Source organism: Oscillospiraceae bacterium MB08-C2-2, from assembly GCA_035621215.1.
GTDB lineage: Bacteria > Bacillota > Clostridia > Oscillospirales > Ruminococcaceae > WRAV01.
The window spans coordinates 752,839-770,802 of record CP141729.1 but is presented as its reverse complement, the minus strand read 5'-3'; the positions used below and the strand labels follow the sequence as shown (position 1 = coordinate 770,802).

16 protein-coding genes and 1 other annotated feature are annotated in these 17,964 nt (G+C 48.7%); of the genes, 6 read left to right on the top strand and 10 right to left on the bottom strand.

The genetic code is table 11. The features are described from left to right. Positions 1-12: 12 nt before the first annotated feature. From U6B65_03375 to U6B65_03360, 4 genes are all read right to left on the bottom strand, one after another. Positions 13-258, bottom strand: coding sequence for an IreB family regulatory phosphoprotein (locus tag U6B65_03375; protein WRS28184.1), 246 nt, complete (start codon positions 256-258; stop codon positions 13-15). Between the two features lie 97 nt (positions 259-355). After that, entirely contained in the window at positions 356-2,731 is a 2,376-nt protein-coding gene (gene pheT, locus U6B65_03370; GenBank protein WRS28183.1) for a phenylalanine--tRNA ligase subunit beta, read from the bottom strand. 15 nt (positions 2,732-2,746) lie between these two features. Beyond that, positions 2,747-3,766 carry a phenylalanine--tRNA ligase subunit alpha gene (gene pheS, locus U6B65_03365; protein ID WRS28182.1) on the bottom strand — a complete coding sequence of 340 codons (1,020 nt, stop codon included), beginning with the start codon at positions 3,764-3,766 and terminating at the stop codon, positions 2,747-2,749. Positions 3,767-3,869: 103 nt separating this feature from the next. Continuing rightward, positions 3,870-4,119: a binding site (T-box leader), on the bottom strand. A gap of 189 nt (positions 4,120-4,308) precedes the next feature. Next, entirely contained in the window at positions 4,309-4,578 is a 270-nt protein-coding gene (locus U6B65_03360; protein WRS28181.1) for a hypothetical protein, read from the bottom strand. Positions 4,579-4,683: 105 nt separating this feature from the next. Between U6B65_03360 and U6B65_03355 the strand changes: the two genes are divergently transcribed. The 3 genes from U6B65_03355 to nrdR all read left to right on the top strand — a co-directional run bounded on the left by U6B65_03355 (position 4,684) and on the right by nrdR (position 6,630). Then, on the top strand, positions 4,684-5,463 hold the full coding sequence (locus U6B65_03355) for a sugar phosphate isomerase/epimerase (protein ID WRS28180.1): 780 nt from the start codon (positions 4,684-4,686) through the stop codon (positions 5,461-5,463). A gap of 392 nt (positions 5,464-5,855) precedes the next feature. Continuing rightward, positions 5,856-6,131 (top strand): DUF6514 family protein, encoded by a 276-nt coding sequence (locus U6B65_03350; protein ID WRS28179.1) that lies wholly within the window; start codon positions 5,856-5,858, stop codon positions 6,129-6,131. Between the two features lie 34 nt (positions 6,132-6,165). Beyond that, positions 6,166-6,630 carry a transcriptional regulator NrdR gene (nrdR, locus tag U6B65_03345; protein ID WRS28178.1) on the top strand — a complete coding sequence of 155 codons (465 nt, stop codon included), beginning with the start codon at positions 6,166-6,168 and terminating at the stop codon, positions 6,628-6,630. Positions 6,631-6,844: 214 nt separating this feature from the next. On the opposite strand, the gene U6B65_03340 is transcribed toward nrdR, so the two are convergent. Further along, positions 6,845-7,588 (bottom strand): GntR family transcriptional regulator, encoded by a 744-nt coding sequence (locus tag U6B65_03340; protein WRS28177.1) that lies wholly within the window; start codon positions 7,586-7,588, stop codon positions 6,845-6,847. Between the two features lie 286 nt (positions 7,589-7,874). On the opposite strand from U6B65_03340, the gene yiaK reads away from it, so the two are divergent. Genes yiaK through uxuA form a run of 3 tightly spaced genes read left to right on the top strand, consistent with a single transcriptional unit; the run spans position 7,875 to position 11,027 of the window. After that, entirely contained in the window at positions 7,875-8,879 is a 1,005-nt protein-coding gene (gene yiaK / locus U6B65_03335) for a 3-dehydro-L-gulonate 2-dehydrogenase (GenBank protein WRS28176.1), read from the top strand. A gap of 26 nt (positions 8,880-8,905) precedes the next feature. Further along, positions 8,906-9,931, top strand: a complete 1,026-nt coding sequence (locus tag U6B65_03330) for an alcohol dehydrogenase catalytic domain-containing protein (protein ID WRS28175.1) — start codon at positions 8,906-8,908, stop codon at positions 9,929-9,931. A 28-nt stretch (positions 9,932-9,959) separates the two neighbouring features. After that, positions 9,960-11,027, top strand: a complete 1,068-nt coding sequence (gene uxuA / locus U6B65_03325; protein ID WRS28174.1) for a mannonate dehydratase — start codon at positions 9,960-9,962, stop codon at positions 11,025-11,027. 70 nt (positions 11,028-11,097) lie between these two features. On the opposite strand, the gene rnr is transcribed toward uxuA, so the two are convergent. From rnr to lgt, 5 genes are all read right to left on the bottom strand, one after another. Further along, a complete protein-coding gene (gene rnr / locus U6B65_03320) occupies positions 11,098-13,215 on the bottom strand; it encodes a ribonuclease R (GenBank protein WRS28173.1) in 2,118 nt (705 codons plus the stop codon). 310 nt (positions 13,216-13,525) lie between these two features. After that, the gene (gene secF / locus U6B65_03315) at positions 13,526-14,446 is read right to left on the bottom strand and encodes a protein translocase subunit SecF (GenBank protein WRS28172.1); all 921 of its coding nucleotides are present in this window, start codon (positions 14,444-14,446) and stop codon (positions 13,526-13,528) included. After that, positions 14,446-15,828, bottom strand: a complete 1,383-nt coding sequence (locus U6B65_03310) for a protein translocase subunit SecD (GenBank protein ID WRS28171.1) — start codon at positions 15,826-15,828, stop codon at positions 14,446-14,448. Before U6B65_03310 ends, secF begins: the two co-directional genes overlap by 1 nt. A gap of 146 nt (positions 15,829-15,974) precedes the next feature. Further along, positions 15,975-16,814, bottom strand: a complete 840-nt coding sequence (gene folD / locus U6B65_03305; GenBank protein ID WRS28170.1) for a bifunctional methylenetetrahydrofolate dehydrogenase/methenyltetrahydrofolate cyclohydrolase FolD — start codon at positions 16,812-16,814, stop codon at positions 15,975-15,977. Beyond that, positions 16,814-17,914, bottom strand: coding sequence for a prolipoprotein diacylglyceryl transferase (lgt, locus tag U6B65_03300; protein WRS28169.1), 1,101 nt, complete (start codon positions 17,912-17,914; stop codon positions 16,814-16,816). Before lgt ends, folD begins: the two co-directional genes overlap by 1 nt. Positions 17,915-17,964: the final 50 nt, after the last annotated feature.

Genomic DNA, 17,964 nt, shown 5'->3' with positions numbered 1-17,964 from the left:
TCCCCGTATCATTTAAGCATTGAGATAGGACTCCACTAAAGCGTGGAGCAGGTCATCGCGGTCAATGCGGCGAATCAAACTTCGGGCATTGTTGTGGGTGGTGATGTAGGTGGGATCCTCCGATAATATATAACCTACAATCTGGTTAATTGGATTGTACCCCTTTTGACGCAACGCATCATAAATCTGGGTGAGAATTTCCTTCATTTGCTTTTCTTTATCCTCATGGATAGAAAAGCTGATGGTTGGTTCATGCATCTTACACCACCTCCTAAATAAAAGGATACACCAAAGATGTGAATTTTGCAAGGCTAGTCTATGAAAATACTAAGAAATCAAAGCAGAATTTACCAATTTAGCCTCTGAGCTCGGCACCCAGTTCTTCAAGAGCGCGCAGAAGCTTTTTCACGGCACGGTCGGATTCCTCGTCTGTCAGGGTATGGTCACCGGCCCGCAGTGTGATGTTAAAGGCCACGCTCTTTTTGCCTTCGCCAACCTGCTTGCCCCGGTAAACATCAAACAGCTCTACCTTTTCTACCAGCGAGCCTACAGCGGTTTTGACTGCCTTTTCCATGGACTGAACCGGCACACATTCTGCGCAGACCAAAGCCAGATCACGAGTGGAGGCAGGGAACTTAGGCAGGGGGCGGTATTGCTTTTCACAGACACTTTGGCGAGCCAATGCATCGAAATCCAGATTTGCCACATAGGCTCTGGAGCCGATACCGTAGGTTTCGCAAACCTGCGGGTGAATTTCACCCAGTATGCCCAGCTCCTCGCCGTTTACCGAAAGGCGGGCACAGCGTCCGGGATGGAAGGTAGGATGATCGGTAACCGCTTCCACATCCCAGTTACAGATATTCAGGGTATCCAGCAGAACCTCAACAGCACCCTTCAAAGTGAAATAATCGCAGTTGCTGCCGTATTGCCCCAGTGTGACCTGCTTGCTTTCGTTGGGCAGCTGGCCTTCGCCGTTGGGGGTATACTGGGTGCCTATTTCGTAAAGGCGGGCACAGGCGTTGCGGTTGTTGTAATTCCGGCTAAGGGTTTCCAGCATAGAGGGAATGGTGGTGGTGCGCATCACGCTGGTATCTTCACCCAAGGGATTGCTGATGACCACCGATTTGCGCAGAGGGCTGTCAGCCGGAAGACCAATGCGGTCATAATACTTGGGGCTGATGAAAGAATAGGTGATGATTTCACTGTAGCCCTGCCCCAGCAAAGCATCGCAAATGGAGCGCTCCAGCTTTTGCTCATGGGTCAGCTTGCCTTGTGCCAAGCCACGCATAATGGTGGTGGGAATATTATTATACCCAAAAATGCGGGCAATTTCCTCCGAAAGATCCGCTTTGCATTCCACATCCCGGCGGAAAGAGGGCGGATACACAACGCCATCCTTTATTTCAAAGTGAAGGGAGCGCAGAATCTTTTCCATTTCCTCCTGAGAAAGGCTGAGGCCAAGGTGGGCATTCTGCCACTGGGGCTCCAGAGGAACAGCCACTTCCCATTTGGGGGCGTTGTTGATATCGATGATCCCATCCACTACCTGACCGGCACCCAACAGCTCCACCAGTTGGCAGGCTCTTTGCAGGGCAGGGAGGCAGTTTTCCGGGTCAAGGCCTTTTTCAAAGCGTCCGGAGCTTTCGGTGCGCAGGCCAAGCTTTTTGGAGGTGGTGCGGACGGAAACCGGCTCAAAGCAGGCCGCCTCAAAAATAATGGTCTTGGTATCCTCATAAACACCGCTGAACTCGCCGCCCATGATGCCTGCAACGGCACTGGGAGCCTTTTCATCGGCAATAACCAGCATTTCGGGGGACAAGGTACGGGTGGTTCCATCCAGAGTGACAATGGTTTCATCCGGCTGTGCGTTGCGCACCACCAGCTTGTTCCCGGCCACATGGCGCAGATCAAAAGCGTGCATGGGGTGGCCGTATTCCAGCATCACATAGTTGGTGATATCCACAATGTTATTGATAGGGCGCACACCGCTGGCACGGAGCCGTTCCCGCATCCAGAGGGGGGAAGGCTCGATTTTTACATTGGTAACTGCACGGGCGGTATAGCGAGGGCAAAGGGTGGCATTTTCCACTGTAACAGCCAGATAATCCTCCAGCTTTCCGCCGCCGCCCTTCACTACAGGTTGGGGAAGCTCCAACGGCAGATCAAACGTTGCGGCGGTTTCTCTTGCTAAACCGATTACCGAAAGGCAGTCGGGGCGGTTGGAAGTGATTTCAAACTCCATTACGGTATCGTTGAGGCCAATGGCCTCCCGGATATCCTGCCCCGGGGTATACTCACCCTCCAGCAAAAAGATTCCGTTTTCGATGGCGTGGGGGAAATCATGTCCGGGCAGCCCAAGCTCACCAAGGGAGCAAAGCATACCCATGCTCACCTCGCCCCGAAGCTTGCCTTTTTTGATTTTAACGCCGCCTGTCAGAGTGGAACCGTCGGTGGCTACCGGGACATACGCCTCAGGGACCACGTTGGTGGCACCGGTGACAATTTGCACCGGCTCCTCACGGCCAATATCAATGCTGCAAATAACGAGGCTGTCTGCATTGGGGTGCCGCTCTACCGAAAGCACCCGGCCCACAACCACACCAGAAAGCTCAGAGCCTTCCACTTCAAAACCCTCCACCATAGAGCCGGACATGGTCATGGCTTCGGCATACTCCCGGGAAGATAGTTCTGTCTTAACATAATCAGAAAGCCATTTCATTGAAAGCTTCATAGTTTCGTTGTCCTCCTAAAATTGTTGCAGGAACCGCAGATCGTTTTCGTAGAACAACCGCAGATCATCAATGTTAAAGCGGCGCATAACCATACGCTCAAGGCCCATACCAAAGGCAAAGCCGCTGTATTCCTCGGGGTCAATGCCGCCGTAGCGCAGCACTCGGGGATGCACCATGCCGCCGCCCAGCAGTTCGATCCAGCCTTCTCCCTTGCAAAGGCGGCAGCCCTCGCCGTGGCAAGCAAAGCACATGGTATCCATTTCGCAGGAGGGTTCTGTAAATTTAAAGTGATGGGGGCGGAAACGAACCGCCACATCATCGCCATACATCATCTTAGCAAAAATCTCAAGAGTTCCCTTGAGGTCAGCCATGGTGACACCCTTATCCACCACAAGGCCCTCAATCTGATGGAAGAGGGGAGAATGGGTGGCATCCACAGCGTCGGAACGGTAAACCCGGCCGGGCGCTATGATGCGGATAGGGGGCTTTTGCTTTTCCATGGTACGAATCTGCACAGGCGAGGTCTGGGTGCGCAGAACAATGTCCTTGGAGATGTAGAAGGTATCCTGTGTATCCCGTGAGGGATGGTTTTTGGGCATGTTCAGGGCCTCAAAGTTGTAATAATCGGTTTCAACCTCCGGGCCGGTGACAACGGAAAAGCCCATTCCCAGAAAAATCTCCTTTACCTCGTCTAAAATCAAGGTCAGGGGATGCTTTTTGCCCAGAGGATGGCTTTTACCCGGCATGGTGACATCGATTTGCTCTTCCATCAGCTGGAGCTCCAAAGCCTTTTCTTTCAGATGAGAGGTGCGCAGATCAATCAGCTGCTCGATTGCCTCCCGCACCTGATTGGCAATCTGGCCCACGATGGGCCGTTCCTGGGGGTCAAGGCCGCCCATTTGTTTCAGGATAGCAGTCAGCTCTCCCTTTTTACCCAGATACTTTACCCGCAGCTCATCCAGCTGCTGAAGGCTGTCGGTTTGCTGCAGAGCGTCCCGGGCCTTTTGTCCAATGGCTTCCAACGCTGCTTTCATTCAAATCCACCTCATTGTTATTTTTAAGTATATCTATTTCAAGCTTTTAGTTTTTGGAGTGAATAGGCCGTGAATTGCATAATAAAAAGCCTTTCATCCCTTAGTATGGGACGAAAAGCTCCATTGCAACGGTTTTCCGCGGTACCACCCAAATTTTTGCACATAGCAAACACTCGGCGGCGGTAACGGCGCCATCCGGATTAGCCTACAGTTCGCCTCTAAGCAAGAAGCTTTCAGCCAATCCCCTCCCAGGTGAAATTTCCAACATCCGGAGGTATCGGTGCTTTCAGCCAGTGACACCGATTCTCTGCAAACCCCTAAGGATGAGTACTGTGCCTGTTCGTTGGGTTTATTAATATATGTTTAATTTTACCACATTCACTGGAATCATGCAAGAGGGGGGAAGAGAAAATCAAAAAGTGGCTGAATAATCCTATTTTTTGATCTATTCGGTAGTTATTGACAATAATATCCCTAAAAATTGCCTAGTCAAAAACACTTTCTAAAGCTAAAAACTATGCTATAATATTGGTGTTGCAGTTTCAGTGGCTTTTGGGTTGGGAACGCTTGTATGTAACATCGCAGATGATTCCGGCGCATATTCCAACTACCAGAGAAGCAGGTGCTGCCTCCAGAGCCCCATCCTGAATAGCCAGGGCCGCCAGATAATTAACGGCTATCGGGGTAATTAAATAGGCGGTTAAAGCGACTGCATAATAGCAGCACATTACGCCGAAACCCAACCGGAAGGAGAATTTGGCATACCAGTGAAGGTCACTGAACCAACCGGAAATCTTATGGTACAAAAACATGAAAAGCACACCTTTCATATGAGATTCTGTGCCTATCATGTTAACATAAGAGCTATGACGCATCAATGAGAATTGTTACCAACATCTTGAGAGGGTGACGTAAATATGCTGCCTGGGGTATCCACGGCTTGCCTGTATCCGCAGGAGCTTGAATCGGCTCTGCGAAAGTTAGCCAATATATCTGTCAAGGCCACCGAGGTTTTTATTAATTCCTTTTCGGAGCTGGAGGAGCCTTTCCTAAAAAGGCTGCGGAGCATTGCCGACAGTGGGGGAACACAGGTTTTATCCGTCCATCCCTTCACCTGCGGGCTGGAGCCGATGCTTTTTTTTTCCGGATATGACCGCAGACTGGAAGACGGACGTGAATTCTACAAAAAATACTACCAGGCGGCTTGTATACTAGGGGCAAAGCTGGTCATGTTCCATGGGAACTACCGGACAACACCAATTCCCCGAGAGAAGTATTTCTCCCGGTACCAGCTCCTGATGGAGGATGCGGCAGCTTTTGGTGTGGAGCTTTGCCATGAAAATGTCTCACGCTGCGCCGGGTATGATCCCAGCTTTTTTTCTGAAATGAAGAAGTGCCTGCCGGATGCCGGGTTTGTGCTGGATTTAAAGCAGTGCATTCGCAGTGGGGTTGCCTTTCCCGATATGATCTCGGCTATGGGGGATGGAGTTCGCCATATACATATTAGCGATCACGACCAAAATCATGACTGTATGCTTTTGGGGAGAGGACAACTTGATTTGCCGAATTTTATCGATTCTGTAGCCAAAAACGGCTTCGACGGTGGAATAATAGTTGAATTATATCGGGAAAACTTCGGCGATTTTGTTGAAATAAAGCAGTGCTATCAACATCTTTTCAACCATCTGTCAATCTAGCCAAAGCATTCGACAAATTTTTCATCTATTATGCACTTTGTTGTGAAAATGTAGTATTATTACAGAATAAATAATGATTATGTATACAAAATGTCGATCTCTGTCGAATTATGAATGATGAAATCGTTTTCAAATTGTTTGGATTTCCTGTATAGTATTTATCGTGAGATAAATTTGGTAACTATAAACTGTTGTTTTGCAGTTGCGGCATATACCTGCCTTAGGCAGGCTGTAATAGAAAGGATGCCAGTTTGGGAATAGGAACCAATCGCTTGGAAGCATTTTACCGGGCTGTATTTCGTAATGAAAAAATTCTGACCGGGCCAAATTCCCAGTCATTATTATAAAAGCCTATTCTCAAACAATTATTGTGTGTGCAGGAGGTATTTAAATTGATCACGACCGGGAACAATATGTGCTATAGCACAGAGAAACCCCTGGGATATGGGTTTCGGTATAATCTCAGCGTGACCCATATTGACGACTTGGATAACTTGCATTATACTACATATGGAGTGCAGATGCTGGATGAAGAGGGCAATCTTGTGGCGGAATACCTCGACATTTCAACCAACAAAAGCTTTGTAGAAAGATTTATAGAGCTTTGCCAAAAGGCGCAGGTAGCCCTGGTTCATTTGGGTGATGTGTTGGAGGATTATCTGGACTAACCGGATATGTCTATGACAGAAAGGAAGGGGCCCGATGAAATGTCCCTACTGTTCCCATTTGGAAAGTAAGGTTGTGGATTCCCGACCCACCGATGAAGGGGAAAAAATTAGGCGCAGGCGCGAATGTCTGAGCTGTGAAAAGCGCTTTACCACCTATGAGATTATTGAAACAACGCCTGTAATGGTAGTCAAAAGAGATAAATCGCGGGAGCCTTTTGATCGCGGCAAGCTGCTGAGTGGGTTGCTGCGCGCCTGCGAAAAGCGTCCGGTTTCCATTGAAACAATGGAAGGGGTCGTGGATCACATCCAGAATTCCATTCAAAATTCCTTGGATCGGGAGGTTAAGTCCACCCAGATTGGGGAGCTTGTAATGGAAAGCCTGCGAGGCATTGATGAGGTGGCTTATATCCGTTTTGTTTCGGTATACAGGCAATTCCGGGACATCGACTCCTTTATGGATGAGCTAAAGTTGATTCAGGCATCTAAAAAAGGCGAATAAACGCTTTCTTTGCATAACAGAATAAAAATGCCGTAAAGCAATGACCGGAATCCGGCTGGTTGCTTTACGGCATTTTTATCGTAAACTCATTTGGTATACAATATATCAACTACACAAAATGCGAAACATCCTGAGGGGCAAAGCCCCGTATCACTGCTAAGCAATTTTCTGGAAATTCAACGTGCTCATGAGTCACTGGAAATCTTTGATTACCTCATAGAGGAATATAAAAGGTTGCTTGCTTGGATGCAAAACGATTGGGCAGATTCTCTTCCCAATGGGAAAAATAGGAAGGATTCTGATAATAAACACGGGCGATATCTTCTCCAAATTTTGCTACATGCTCATGGCTCAGGCGGGCGGCCGACTCGCTGTCACGCTGCTTGATAGCATAAAAAATTTCTTTATGCTCGGATATAGTCTCTCCAAGACGAATCTTGGATTTCAGCTTCATATAGCGAACCCGATTCTGATCTGCGGATATTCCCACAATGGCTTTTCGGATATTATCCATCTCGCACCATTGGTATAGAATGCTGTGAAATTGGTTATCCAGTTCAAACATATCCGCCTGCAGATTGTTTTCCAGAATAAATTCCTGCTGATGCAGATTGGCCTGTAAGGCCAGAAAAAGTTCTTCTTGCTGGGAGCTGGCACAGAGAAGCCGTGCCGCAGCCTGATCCAAAAGGCTGCGCATATATACAGATTCATAAACACGCTGCAAATTGATAATAGACACATAGGAACCCTTTTGAGGCACAATGGTCAGCAGCCCTTCCGCCGCCAAGCGGGCACAGGCGGACTGGATAGGGGTGCGGCTAATCTTCAGCTCTCCCGCCAGCTCCGCAGGGCTGATTACCGTGCCGGGAGGAAGCAGCATCTGAATAATATTGGTATGCAAAATCCAATAAGCATAGTCACTGGCTGATTCGGAAAGATTTTGAGTTCGGATTACCATAACCATTCTCCTTACAGCAATTAGATGGCATCTGTTCCCTTGATTCTTTTGGAACAGCTACAATATACTAGCATGTTAGTTGTGCTTTTACAAGTATATTTGCGCCCAAATCTCCATAGAAACAGGATTGCCTACGTTATTTGTATGAACCTACAAAATATGCAATATAAGTTTTGTTTGCGCAGGGGCAATTTTTATTGACAAGACACATCGTGAATGCTACTATTGTGGCATGCTAGTATGACAGCCTCCTTCTAACTGGAAAATCGAAGAAAGTGGTGACAGCATGAGAATCCCTTTTGAGCAGATGAAAAATGAGATTAAGGAAGTATTTCTTAAATATGGCATGGATGCTGAAAAAGCGGAAACATGTGCCCGCATTCACACCGAATCCAGCCGGGATGGCATCTATTCCCATGGAACAAACCGGGTTGCCCGCTTTATCCGTTATGTTGAGGATGGATGGGTTGATATCCATGCGCGACCTACACTGGAAAAAGAGTTCGGTGCCATGGCGGTTTACAACGGCAATCTTGGTATCGGCATTACAAACGCCTTATTTGCTACCGATCGGGCTATAGAGCTTGCCAAGATACATGGTATCGGCATGATTGGCCTGCGCAACACCACCCACTGGATGCGGGGCGGTACATATGGGCTGTATGCAGCCAATCAGGGCTATGTGATGATTTCATGGACAAATACTGAATCCTGCATGCCCCCATGGGGTGGAACAGAGGGCCGTCTTGGCAACAATCCTTTTGTAATGGCGGCTCCGGGCAGGGAAGACCCTGTCATGATTGATATGGCCATGAGCCAATATGCTTATGGCAAGCTGCAGGTTACCCGGCTTGCAGACAAAAAACTTCCCTTCCCGGGCGGGTTTGATAAAGAAGGTGTTCTCACCGATGATCCCGGTGCCATCGAAGAAAGCATGCGGATTCTGCCCATGGGCTACTGGAAGGGTTCTTCCTTTGCCTTTATGCTGGACATTCTGGGGGCTGTGCTTTCCGATGGAATGGGTGCGGCGGATATCGATACAATTGGAAAGGGGAGCTGTGGCGGTGCCTCCCAAATCTTCATTGTTATCGATCCCGAAAAGCTGATGGTTAAGGAGCACATTTACGAAACCATTGAGAAAGCCAAGGCTTATATCAAAAGCTCTGAGGTAGATGAAAACACCCGTGAGATATGGTATCCCGGTGAGGATTATGTTTTATACCGAGCTGAAAACACCGAGAAGGGCGTTTTTGTAGACGATACTGTCTGGGCTGAAATTAAAGCCCTTTAATCAAATAGAAAAGAAGGGCGGTTCTTATGAAACAGATTGTAATAACGGCGCCTCTCCAATATGAAATACAGGAAACGAATATCCCCCAGCCGGGGAAGGGGGAGGTTTTGGTTCAAATGAAAGCCGCCAGTGTGTGCGGTTCTGATATTCATCTCTTTTTGGGAGAAAACCCCAATGCAGTTTACCCACGTATCCCCGGGCACGAAAATGCCGGTATTATCGCCCAAACCGGGGAAGGTGTCAGCCGGGTTGCGGCTGGTGACCATGTGGTGGTGGATTTGGTTGTAGCCTGCGGCCATTGCCCTCAGTGCCGAAATGGCAGACGGAACATTTGCCGGGAGGTCAAAGCAAGGGGTGCCGCTGCCGATGGCGGCTGGCGGGAGTATTTTATTGTGCCTGAGCAGGATGTTTATCGCATCAGTAAGGAAATCCCTTTCCGGGATGCCTGCTTGGTAGAGCCCTTTGCCATTGGCGGGCACTGCACCAAGAGAGCGCAAATTCAGCCCGGTGAAATGGTGCTGGTTTTTGGCAGCGGCAGTATTGGTGCAGTGGTTCTGCAAACCTGCAAACAAATGGGCTGCCGGGTAGTCTGTGCCGATGTAAACACAAGCTCTTTGGAAAGAGCCAAAACCTATGGTGCAGACTACATCGTGAATTCTCGGGAAGAAAATCTAGCAGAAGCCATCCAAAAAATAACCGGCGGCACAGGTGTGGATGTTATTTTCGACTGTGCTTGTTTCCCCGGCTCTTTGTCTCTGCTCCTTCAACCCGGCATTCCTACCAATGGGGCACGTATTGTGCCGCTGGGCTTTTCCACCGAGCCTGAGAAAATCTCGCAGGCCATGATCAATGTCCGGGAGCTTTCTATTATCGGAACCCGTATGTCCAGCGGGCAGTTTGGGCCCACCATTGAAAAAATGGAAAAAGGAATGTATACTTTGGAGGGAATGGTGAGCCATTATATTCCCTTAAGTGAGGTTGGGCAAGTTTTCGATAATATGAAAAATCCTCCGGCCGATATGAAAAAGATGGTCATTCTCTTTGAAGAATAGCTTATAAGAAGAAAGGAAACAACAATTTATGGATATGACCTTGCGCTGGTTTGGGAGCCGCTTTGATACCGTCACGCTGGAGCAGATTCGGCAAATTCCCGGAGTAACCGGTGTTATTACCACACTTTATGATACCGCCCCTGGGCAGGTTTGGAGCCGGGAGGCTATTTCAGCCCTTAAAAAAGAGGTTGAAGAAGCCGGGCTGGTGATCAAGGGCATTGAGAGTGTAAACATTCACGATGCCATTAAGGTGGGCACACCGGATCGGGAGCAATACATTGAAAACTACATTCAGACCCTCACCCATTTAGGGGAGGAAGGCATTGATCTGGTATGCTATAACTTTATGCCGGTGTTTGACTGGACCCGTTCGGATCTGGCTAAAGTCCGCCCGGATGGCGCCACCGTTATGGCTTATGACCAGCAGCAGGTGAGCAAAATAAAGCCGGAGGAGATGTTTGCCTCCATGGATGGGCAATCCAACGGATTTGCCCTACCGGGCTGGGAACCCGAAAGAATGGCGCAGGTCAAACAGCTTTTTGAGCTTTACAAGGATGTGGATGAACAAAAGCTTTTCGATAATCTGGTCTATTTTCTTGGCCGCATCATGCCAGTCTGCGAAAAATATAAAATTCGGATGGCTCTGCATTCGGATGACCCGGCATGGCCTGTATTTGGTTTGCCTCGTATTGCCACCAGCGGAGAAAAGCTCAAAAACATTCTGGATGCGGTGGATTCACCCTACAACTGCCTGACTCTATGTACAGGCTCTCTTGGTTCCAGCCCGCAAAATAATATTCCTGCCATCATCCGCTCGGTGAAGGGCCGAATTGCTTTTGCCCATGTGCGGAATGTCAAGTATAACGGGGAGCAGAGCTTTGAGGAGGCCGCTCATCTATCCAGCGATGGTTCACTGGATATGTTTGAGATTATAAAGGCGCTCTATGACACTGGATTTGACGGCCCAATACGCCCAGATCACGGCCGTGCGATCTGGGGTGAGGTTTCTATGCCGGGATATGGCCTGTATGACCGGGCCATTGGAGCCGCTTATTTGTGCGGCTTGTGGGAAGCCATTGCAAAGATGTCTAAATAGAAAGCATAGCTAACCAAAAAAGCGCTTCCTGTGAACATATAGTTCACAGGAAGTGCTTTTTTATCTTGTTTTAATTTTCGGTAAGCTGAAAATCGATCTGCCCGGCGGAAACATCCACACCGGCCACCAACACTTTAAGGCTGTCTCCCACCTGAAAACGCCGTCCGGTGAGCTTGTCAGTCAAGGCAACATTGCCGATGGCCTCCCATTCTCCCGCCAGCCCACGTAGAGCGATCATGCCCTCAACGGTGTTGGGCAGCTCCACATACATACCATGAGGGGCAATGGAAGAAACAATTCCTTCCACGGTTTCCCCCAAAAAGGGACGCATAAACTCTGCCTTGTAGCAATCCTCACACTTGCGCTCGGCCTGCATGGCACCAATCTCACGTTCGGTAGAGCGTGCCGACGCCTGTCCCACAAAATCGTCATACCGCTTGTGGATGTTTTCCATTTTCATACCGGTGACATAAGCGGAAAGAATCCGGTGAATACACAGGTCGGGATACCGGCGAATAGGGGAGGTGAAGTGGGTGTAGTTTTTCAGCACCAACCCAAAATGCCCCAGATTGATTTCGCTGTATTTTGCTTTTGCCATAGAACGCAAAACCATGGTGTTCACTACCCGAGAAAGGTTAGTACCCTTCACCAAACCCAGAATATCCAAAAGATCCTGCGCTGTTACCTTGGTTTTGGGCTTGCCTGCATCGACATTCAGCGAAGCCAATGTTTCATAAAGGCTTTGAAGCCGTTCTGCGGCAGGATGCTCATGAACTCGGAAAATAAAAGGGAGACCTTTACTCAAAGCCAGAGTTGCGGCGGCCTCATTGGCTACCAGCATAAACTCTTCAATCATGCCCTCACTAAAGCCTCGCTGACGAGCAGAGATTTCAACTGCACGCCCCTCCTCATCCACCTTGATCTTGCTTTCGGTGGATTCGATCTCCATAGAGCCTCTCTTGTAGCGGTTATCCATAAGCATGGCGGCAAGGGCCTTCATATCCGGCAGAATGTGCAGAACCGGCTTGTATTTTTCCTCAATCTCCGGTGAAGCGCTGTTATCCAGCAAAGCGTTGATTTCGCTGTAAACACCCTTGATGCAAGAGCGGATCAATGTTTTCTCAAAGCGATAACCAGTCATATGACCGGTGGCATTGAGGGTCATCAGTGCAGAAAAAGCAAGCCGATCTTCCTTGGGGTTGAGAGAGCAGATGCCGTTGGAAAGCTCCGGCGGCAGCATGGGAACCACTGAATCAGCATAATATACTGAGGTTCCCCGGCGGAAAGCCTCTGCATCCAAAGCGCTGCCGGGGGTTACATACCAGCTGACATCGGCGATGTGAACACCCAGCTCCCAGCCGCCATCGGGCAGCTTTTTCAGGCTAATGGCATCATCAATGTCCTTGGTATCGGCACCGTCAATGGTAAAGATAAGCTCCTCCCGCAAATCCAGACGGGCGGCCGCCTCCTTGGGATGTATCCCATTATCGGATACAGTTTTGGCTTCGTCCAGCACCGGCTGGGAAAAAGGAGGGATAATATCGTTGGCTGCTAAAATAGAAGCACAGCAGTTTTTAGCCAGCTCAGCGGAGCCAAAGCTTTCCTTAATCTGCGCAAGGGGCTGGCGGCGCTCATCACCCCGGCTGATTATATAAGCCAGCACCTTGTCGCCGTGCTTGGCACCTGCCAGCTTTTTTCGGCTCAGAGGAATAGGGAAGCGCAGATAGCTATCCGGCTGAATCTGGCATTCCTTTTCGGTGAGGATCACAATACCGGTGAAAAGAGGCTGTGCTTCCTCCAAAATGCGCACAACCTGCCCCTCCGGCAGATCGCCACGCCCACGGCTTACCCGGATCAGCACCTTATCACCGGGGAGCGCCTGCTTTAAATAGCGGCCGGGAATGAACACATCCCCATTCTGTTCCGGAACATGGGCAAAGCCAAAGGTTGCGTTTACCTTGACCATATCAGCGGTTACAAGGCCCATTCCGGCAGAAGAATTCAGCATGCCGTTTTCTTCTATCAGCTTACCTTCATCCTTGAGGGTTTGAAGAGCGGCAAGATACTCTGTTTTATTGGCTTTGGTAATGCCTGCTTTTTTATAAAGCTCTTTGTAGGTCATGGGATCTTTTCTGGGAGCTTTGAAAATTGCAAGCAGTTTGGAACGAGTGGAATCTTTAATCTTCATTGTATTTTCCTATCTTTATTATGGTGTGACACATTTCGCAGAAGCAAGGCATAGGGCCGGATGCTGTAAATGTGCAGAAAACTTATTAGAACCAGCCTCTTCTAAGCAGGTGCTTACGGGCTGGAAGCATTTCACTTCAAATCGATATCGGCTCAAACAATTAAAAAATGAGAAGAAGGCCAGAGCTTTTCTGTGTTAAATATTGCGCTCCAAAAAGCACATAGATTTAATCTTAATAAACATTATATATATTATGTTCTCCCATATAAATACAGATACCCGCCCTTTTAAGAGCGGGTATCTGAAAATTCTATACGTTGCGGGCTTTGCTCTTCCACATAACCCATAAAGGACCTGCCAAACAGATTGTGGAATAGGCACCGGAAATCAATCCGAACAACATGGGCAACGAGAAGGAAAGAATCGAATCCACATTGTAAACGAAAGCAAGAATTGTAACAATTATCATACCCATTAGAGCACACAAAGTTGTGTTGACCGAGCGAGTGATGGATTGGTTAATTGAAAGATTGACCAGCTCACTCAAAGACATTTTGTTTTTATAGAGCTGCTGATTCTCACGGATACGGTCATAAATAACAATGGTATCGTTCAGTGAGAAGCCCAGTATGGTCAGTACAACCGCAATGAAATTATTATTGATCGGTATCCTGAACAAAACAAACACAGCAAAAACAATAACAATATCATGGAACAAAGCAATCATAGCCATTACGCCTGCCGACCAACCGCCAATTTTACGGAATCGAAGGGCGATATAGGCAATAACCAATATGCTTGCAAAGAGCACTGCCACAATACTTTTATAAAGGAATTCGCGGCCGATTATCGGATCCACATTGCTGGTAGCAATTGACTCGACATCGTTATCAGGGAATTTCTCCCGGAGGGATTCGGTCATAGACAACAGAGTATCGGCAGTTTGTGCTTCTGAACCAGGGAGAGAAACAACCAAGGTTTCTTTACCGGTAACAACATCGGAACTTCGCTGCACCGAAACACTGCCGCCCACCAAGGAAGAAAGCTCTTTATCGAAGGTTTCCTGATCTATTTCTCCTGCATAGGAGTAGGTAAGAATGGAACCACCCTTGAATTCAATATCCATGATGATACCGAATACAGCAACAAAAATAATGGTTATGGCGATCAATGCACCTGAAAAGGCAAAGAATTTATTGCGATTGCCCATAAAATCAAAGGTACGTTTCATTATTTTACACCCCCATACAGCCAAGGATTGCGCAAGGCCTTAAACTTGGAAATTGACTTAAGCATGGCATGAGAGGCATAAACACCCATAATCATATTGAAAATAACACCAACCAACAGCGTGAAGCCGAAGGAGTAAATGGTGCCGGTGGTGGAAGGCCCAAACATAAAGAAGACAGGTGTGAGCATTTTAGCAAAGAAGCTGGAAGGAGGTCCAAATGCGCCCATTAAAACAATAGAAACAATAATAACAGTGACATTACCATCCAGAATGGCGGAGAAGCCGCGGGTAAAGCCGCTTTCAATAGCACCACTCAAAGTTTTGCCTTCTTGCAGCTCTTCCTTGATGCGTTCGGCTGTGATAACGTTGGCGTCAACACCGAAGCCGATGGAAAGAATGATACCCGCAATACCGGGAAGAGTGAGGGTAAAGGAAGGGAAATTACCGAAGAAGCCGGTAATTGCGGCGATCATTCCGCCAACCTGCCCCACCAGCGATAAGAAAGCAATAAAGCCGGGGAGGCGATAAACGCCAACCATAAAGATGAAAACCGCAATCATTGTTAAACCGCCGGCAAATACCATGGTATCCTTTGCGCCGGTGCCAAGGGAAGGAGAAATGATGCTGTAGTTTTCACTGATCATTTTAAAGGGAAGTGCACCGCCGTTGATCTGATCCGCCAAGGTTTGAGCGGTTTTAACGGTAAAGCTGCCGTCAATCATGGCCTTGCCGTCTGTAATCGCATCCTGCACGCTGGCTACAGAAATCTGGCGATCATCCATCCAGATTGAAATGGAGCCTTTGGTGGGAGCCAGACGAGTGGTGGCTTCTGCAAACTTCTGCGCACCCTCACTGGTCAGAGTAAGCGATACAATAGGAGCGGAGGTATCTTGACGCAGAGCAGCATAGGCCTGTTCAACATCACGGCCTTCTAAAATAAGAGTTCCGGCGGGCTTGCCGTCTTCACCCACTTCGCTGCCCTCGTGAAAGGCCAAAACAGAGGTTTCGCCCAGCTCACGGATCGCAGCCTCAGGGTCGAAATCCACCTCGTTTTCCTTCCAGGGAAAACGGACAATAACCCGATCCTTGGAGGTATCGGTATAAATCTCATAATCGGTGATGCCTTTGGTTACCAATCGATCTTTAAGAATGGATTCAGCCTGTCCCATTTCAACATCGGTAGCATCGTAATCTGCCGGTGGGGTAAAGGTGACATCCACGCCACCCCGGATATCGATACCCCAGCGGATATCGGAAGTCCCTTTGATTCGGGTTGTCGTGACATCGCCATAGGTGGTGCGAATACCTGTGAAGCTCATCGTGGTAAACACGATAATCAGCAGCGCCACCACAAAGAATGTCAGTGTGCCTTTTTGTCTCATTTGCAATCCTCCAAGCCAAACTCATGGCCAGCTTTTGTACAAACTTGCTGGCACTCATAAGGAATAGTATATGGCAAAATCTTTCAAAAGTCAATCTGTGTCGGATAATTAGAGGTATCCGTTTTTATCAAAGTCGGCTTACCTTTTCAAAGCTCTGCGGCAGTCAGGGTGTTTTTCATCAGCATCGTGATGGTCATAGGCCCCACACCACCGGGAACGGGGGTAATATAACCGGCAACAGGCTCAACGGATGCGAAATCCACATCGCCACAGAGCTTGCCATCGCTGCCTCGATTGATGCCTACATCAATAACCACAGCACCGGGCTTGACCATATCCGCTGTCACAAAATTAGCTTTGCCCACCGCCGCCACCAGAATATCCGCTCTGCGGCAAACCTCTGCAAGGTTCTGGGTGCGGGAATGGCAAACCGTTACAGTGCCGTGACGATGTAGAAGCAGCATAGACATGGGCTTGCCCACAATGTTGCTGCGGCCGATGATAACGCATTCCTTACCGGCGATTTCAACCCCGGTGGAATCGATCAGCTCCATAACCCCGGCCGGTGTGCAGGGGAGAAAGCGATAGTTCCCTACCATAATGGCCCCTACATTATAAGGATGAAAAGCATCCACATCTTTGCGGGGGCTGATGGCTTCAATCACAGCCTGCTCATCCAAATGGGCGGGCAAGGGGAGCTGGACCAAAATCCCATGAATGGCAGGATCAGCGTTCAGCTGCTCCACCAAAGCCATCAGCTCCTGCTGGGTGGTGCTTCGAGGCAGTGTATGCTGTTCCGAATAAAAGCCCAGCTGATCGCAAGCCTTTGCTTTGTTGCTGACATAAACCCGGGAAGCAGGGTCATCACCAACCAGAACCACAGCAAGGCCGGGGGTAACCCCACTTGCTTTCAGTTTATCAGCCTGCTGCTTGAGAGTTTCACGCAACCGAGCGGAAACCTGTTTGCCATCAATAATCTGCCCCATTAGATTTCCTCCTTCTCGTCGGAGGGATCTTCATCTTCATGCGGCACTTCCTCTTCAGAAGGAGAAGCGTCACCAGCTTCGTTTTCCTCTACATTTTCTTCTTCGTTCTCTTCTTCATCAGAAGATGCTTCTGCATCGGAGGTTTCCGCCTCATTCTCTTCGTTAAGCAGCTTTTCTGCCTGCTCGGTGGAAAGCCCATGAAGAATATGCTGGCCAAGAGGGGTGGAAACATGGAGCATCATATATTGCGAATCCGCCTCACGCTTGATACGGGAACGCAGCGCCACCAACAAAATCAAAGAGGCAACCACGCAAAGTGCCGCTAAAAGCTGCGATATCCGAATATAGCCCATCAAAAGACTATCGGTGCGAAGGCCTTCAATCAGCATGCGGCCCGCTCCATACCAAGCCAAATAAAGGAGGCTCAGCTCTCCATCAAACCGACGGCGGTTTGTATAACATACAATTAGAGCAAAACCTGCCAGACACCAAAGGGATTCATAGAGAAAGGTCGGGTGCACAGGTACAGCAGGATCCACCGCCACTCCCAAACTCTGCAGCTGTGCCTTATGTAGCTGGAGAAAGGAGGCGATGGTCTGGCTGGTCATACCCCAAGGCGCATTGGTATTGGAGCCGAACGCTTCCATATTCACAAAATTGCCCCACCGTCCAACAGCCTGCCCAAGCAGAAGCCCACCGGCCGCCAAATCCAGAGCAGGTAAAAGCTTGACTTTGCGCCATTTCCCCAAAAACAGGCAGGCCAAAAAAGCCCCAATAATCCCGCCATAAATGGCAAGGCCGCCCAAACGGGTATTGAAAATATTAATCAGGTTATCCTGAAATTCCTCCCATTTAAAGGCAACATAATAAACCCGGGCGCCTACAATGCCCAGAATGGTGCCGCCCATGATCAGGTCAATCACCCGATCGGGGTCAAGACCAAAGCTGCGGGCCCGGCGCAGTGCATACAGTGCGCCCAACAAAAAGGCTGTGGTTAGAATAATGCCATACCAGTAAATGGCAACGGAGCCCACGGAAAAAGCAACCCGATTCAGCTCAAACTCCAGACCCAGCTTTGGAAAATAAAGTGTATCAGTCATAAAGTTCCTTTCTGCCAGCCGAAGCACGGTGGCCATTGCTAATGTATAGT

Excerpts from the sequence above, each read along its gene's own strand:
- yiaK (WRS28176.1), top strand. The coding sequence starts at position 7,875 with ATGAGAATCCCTTTTGAGCAGATGAAAAATGAGATTAAGGAAGTATTT.
- U6B65_03310 (WRS28171.1), bottom strand. The coding sequence starts at position 15,828 with ATGAGACAAAAAGGCACACTGACATTCTTTGTGGTGGCGCTGCTGATT.
- U6B65_03360 (WRS28181.1), bottom strand. The coding sequence starts at position 4,578 with ATGTTTTTGTACCATAAGATTTCCGGTTGGTTCAGTGACCTTCACTGG.
- U6B65_03340 (WRS28177.1), bottom strand. The coding sequence starts at position 7,588 with ATGGTAATCCGAACTCAAAATCTTTCCGAATCAGCCAGTGACTATGCT.
- secF (WRS28172.1), bottom strand. The coding sequence starts at position 14,446 with ATGAAACGTACCTTTGATTTTATGGGCAATCGCAATAAATTCTTTGCC.
- nrdR (WRS28178.1), top strand. The coding sequence starts at position 6,166 with ATGAAATGTCCCTACTGTTCCCATTTGGAAAGTAAGGTTGTGGATTCC.
- pheS (WRS28182.1), bottom strand. The coding sequence starts at position 3,766 with ATGAAAGCAGCGTTGGAAGCCATTGGACAAAAGGCCCGGGACGCTCTG.
- U6B65_03355 (WRS28180.1), top strand. The coding sequence starts at position 4,684 with ATGCTGCCTGGGGTATCCACGGCTTGCCTGTATCCGCAGGAGCTTGAA.
- rnr (WRS28173.1), bottom strand. The coding sequence starts at position 13,215 with ATGAAGATTAAAGATTCCACTCGTTCCAAACTGCTTGCAATTTTCAAA.
- U6B65_03330 (WRS28175.1), top strand. The coding sequence starts at position 8,906 with ATGAAACAGATTGTAATAACGGCGCCTCTCCAATATGAAATACAGGAA.
- lgt (WRS28169.1), bottom strand. The coding sequence starts at position 17,914 with ATGACTGATACACTTTATTTTCCAAAGCTGGGTCTGGAGTTTGAGCTG.
- U6B65_03375 (WRS28184.1), bottom strand. The coding sequence starts at position 258 with ATGCATGAACCAACCATCAGCTTTTCTATCCATGAGGATAAAGAAAAG.
- folD (WRS28170.1), bottom strand. The coding sequence starts at position 16,814 with ATGGGGCAGATTATTGATGGCAAACAGGTTTCCGCTCGGTTGCGTGAA.
- uxuA (WRS28174.1), top strand. The coding sequence starts at position 9,960 with ATGGATATGACCTTGCGCTGGTTTGGGAGCCGCTTTGATACCGTCACG.
- pheT (WRS28183.1), bottom strand. The coding sequence starts at position 2,731 with ATGAAGCTTTCAATGAAATGGCTTTCTGATTATGTTAAGACAGAACTA.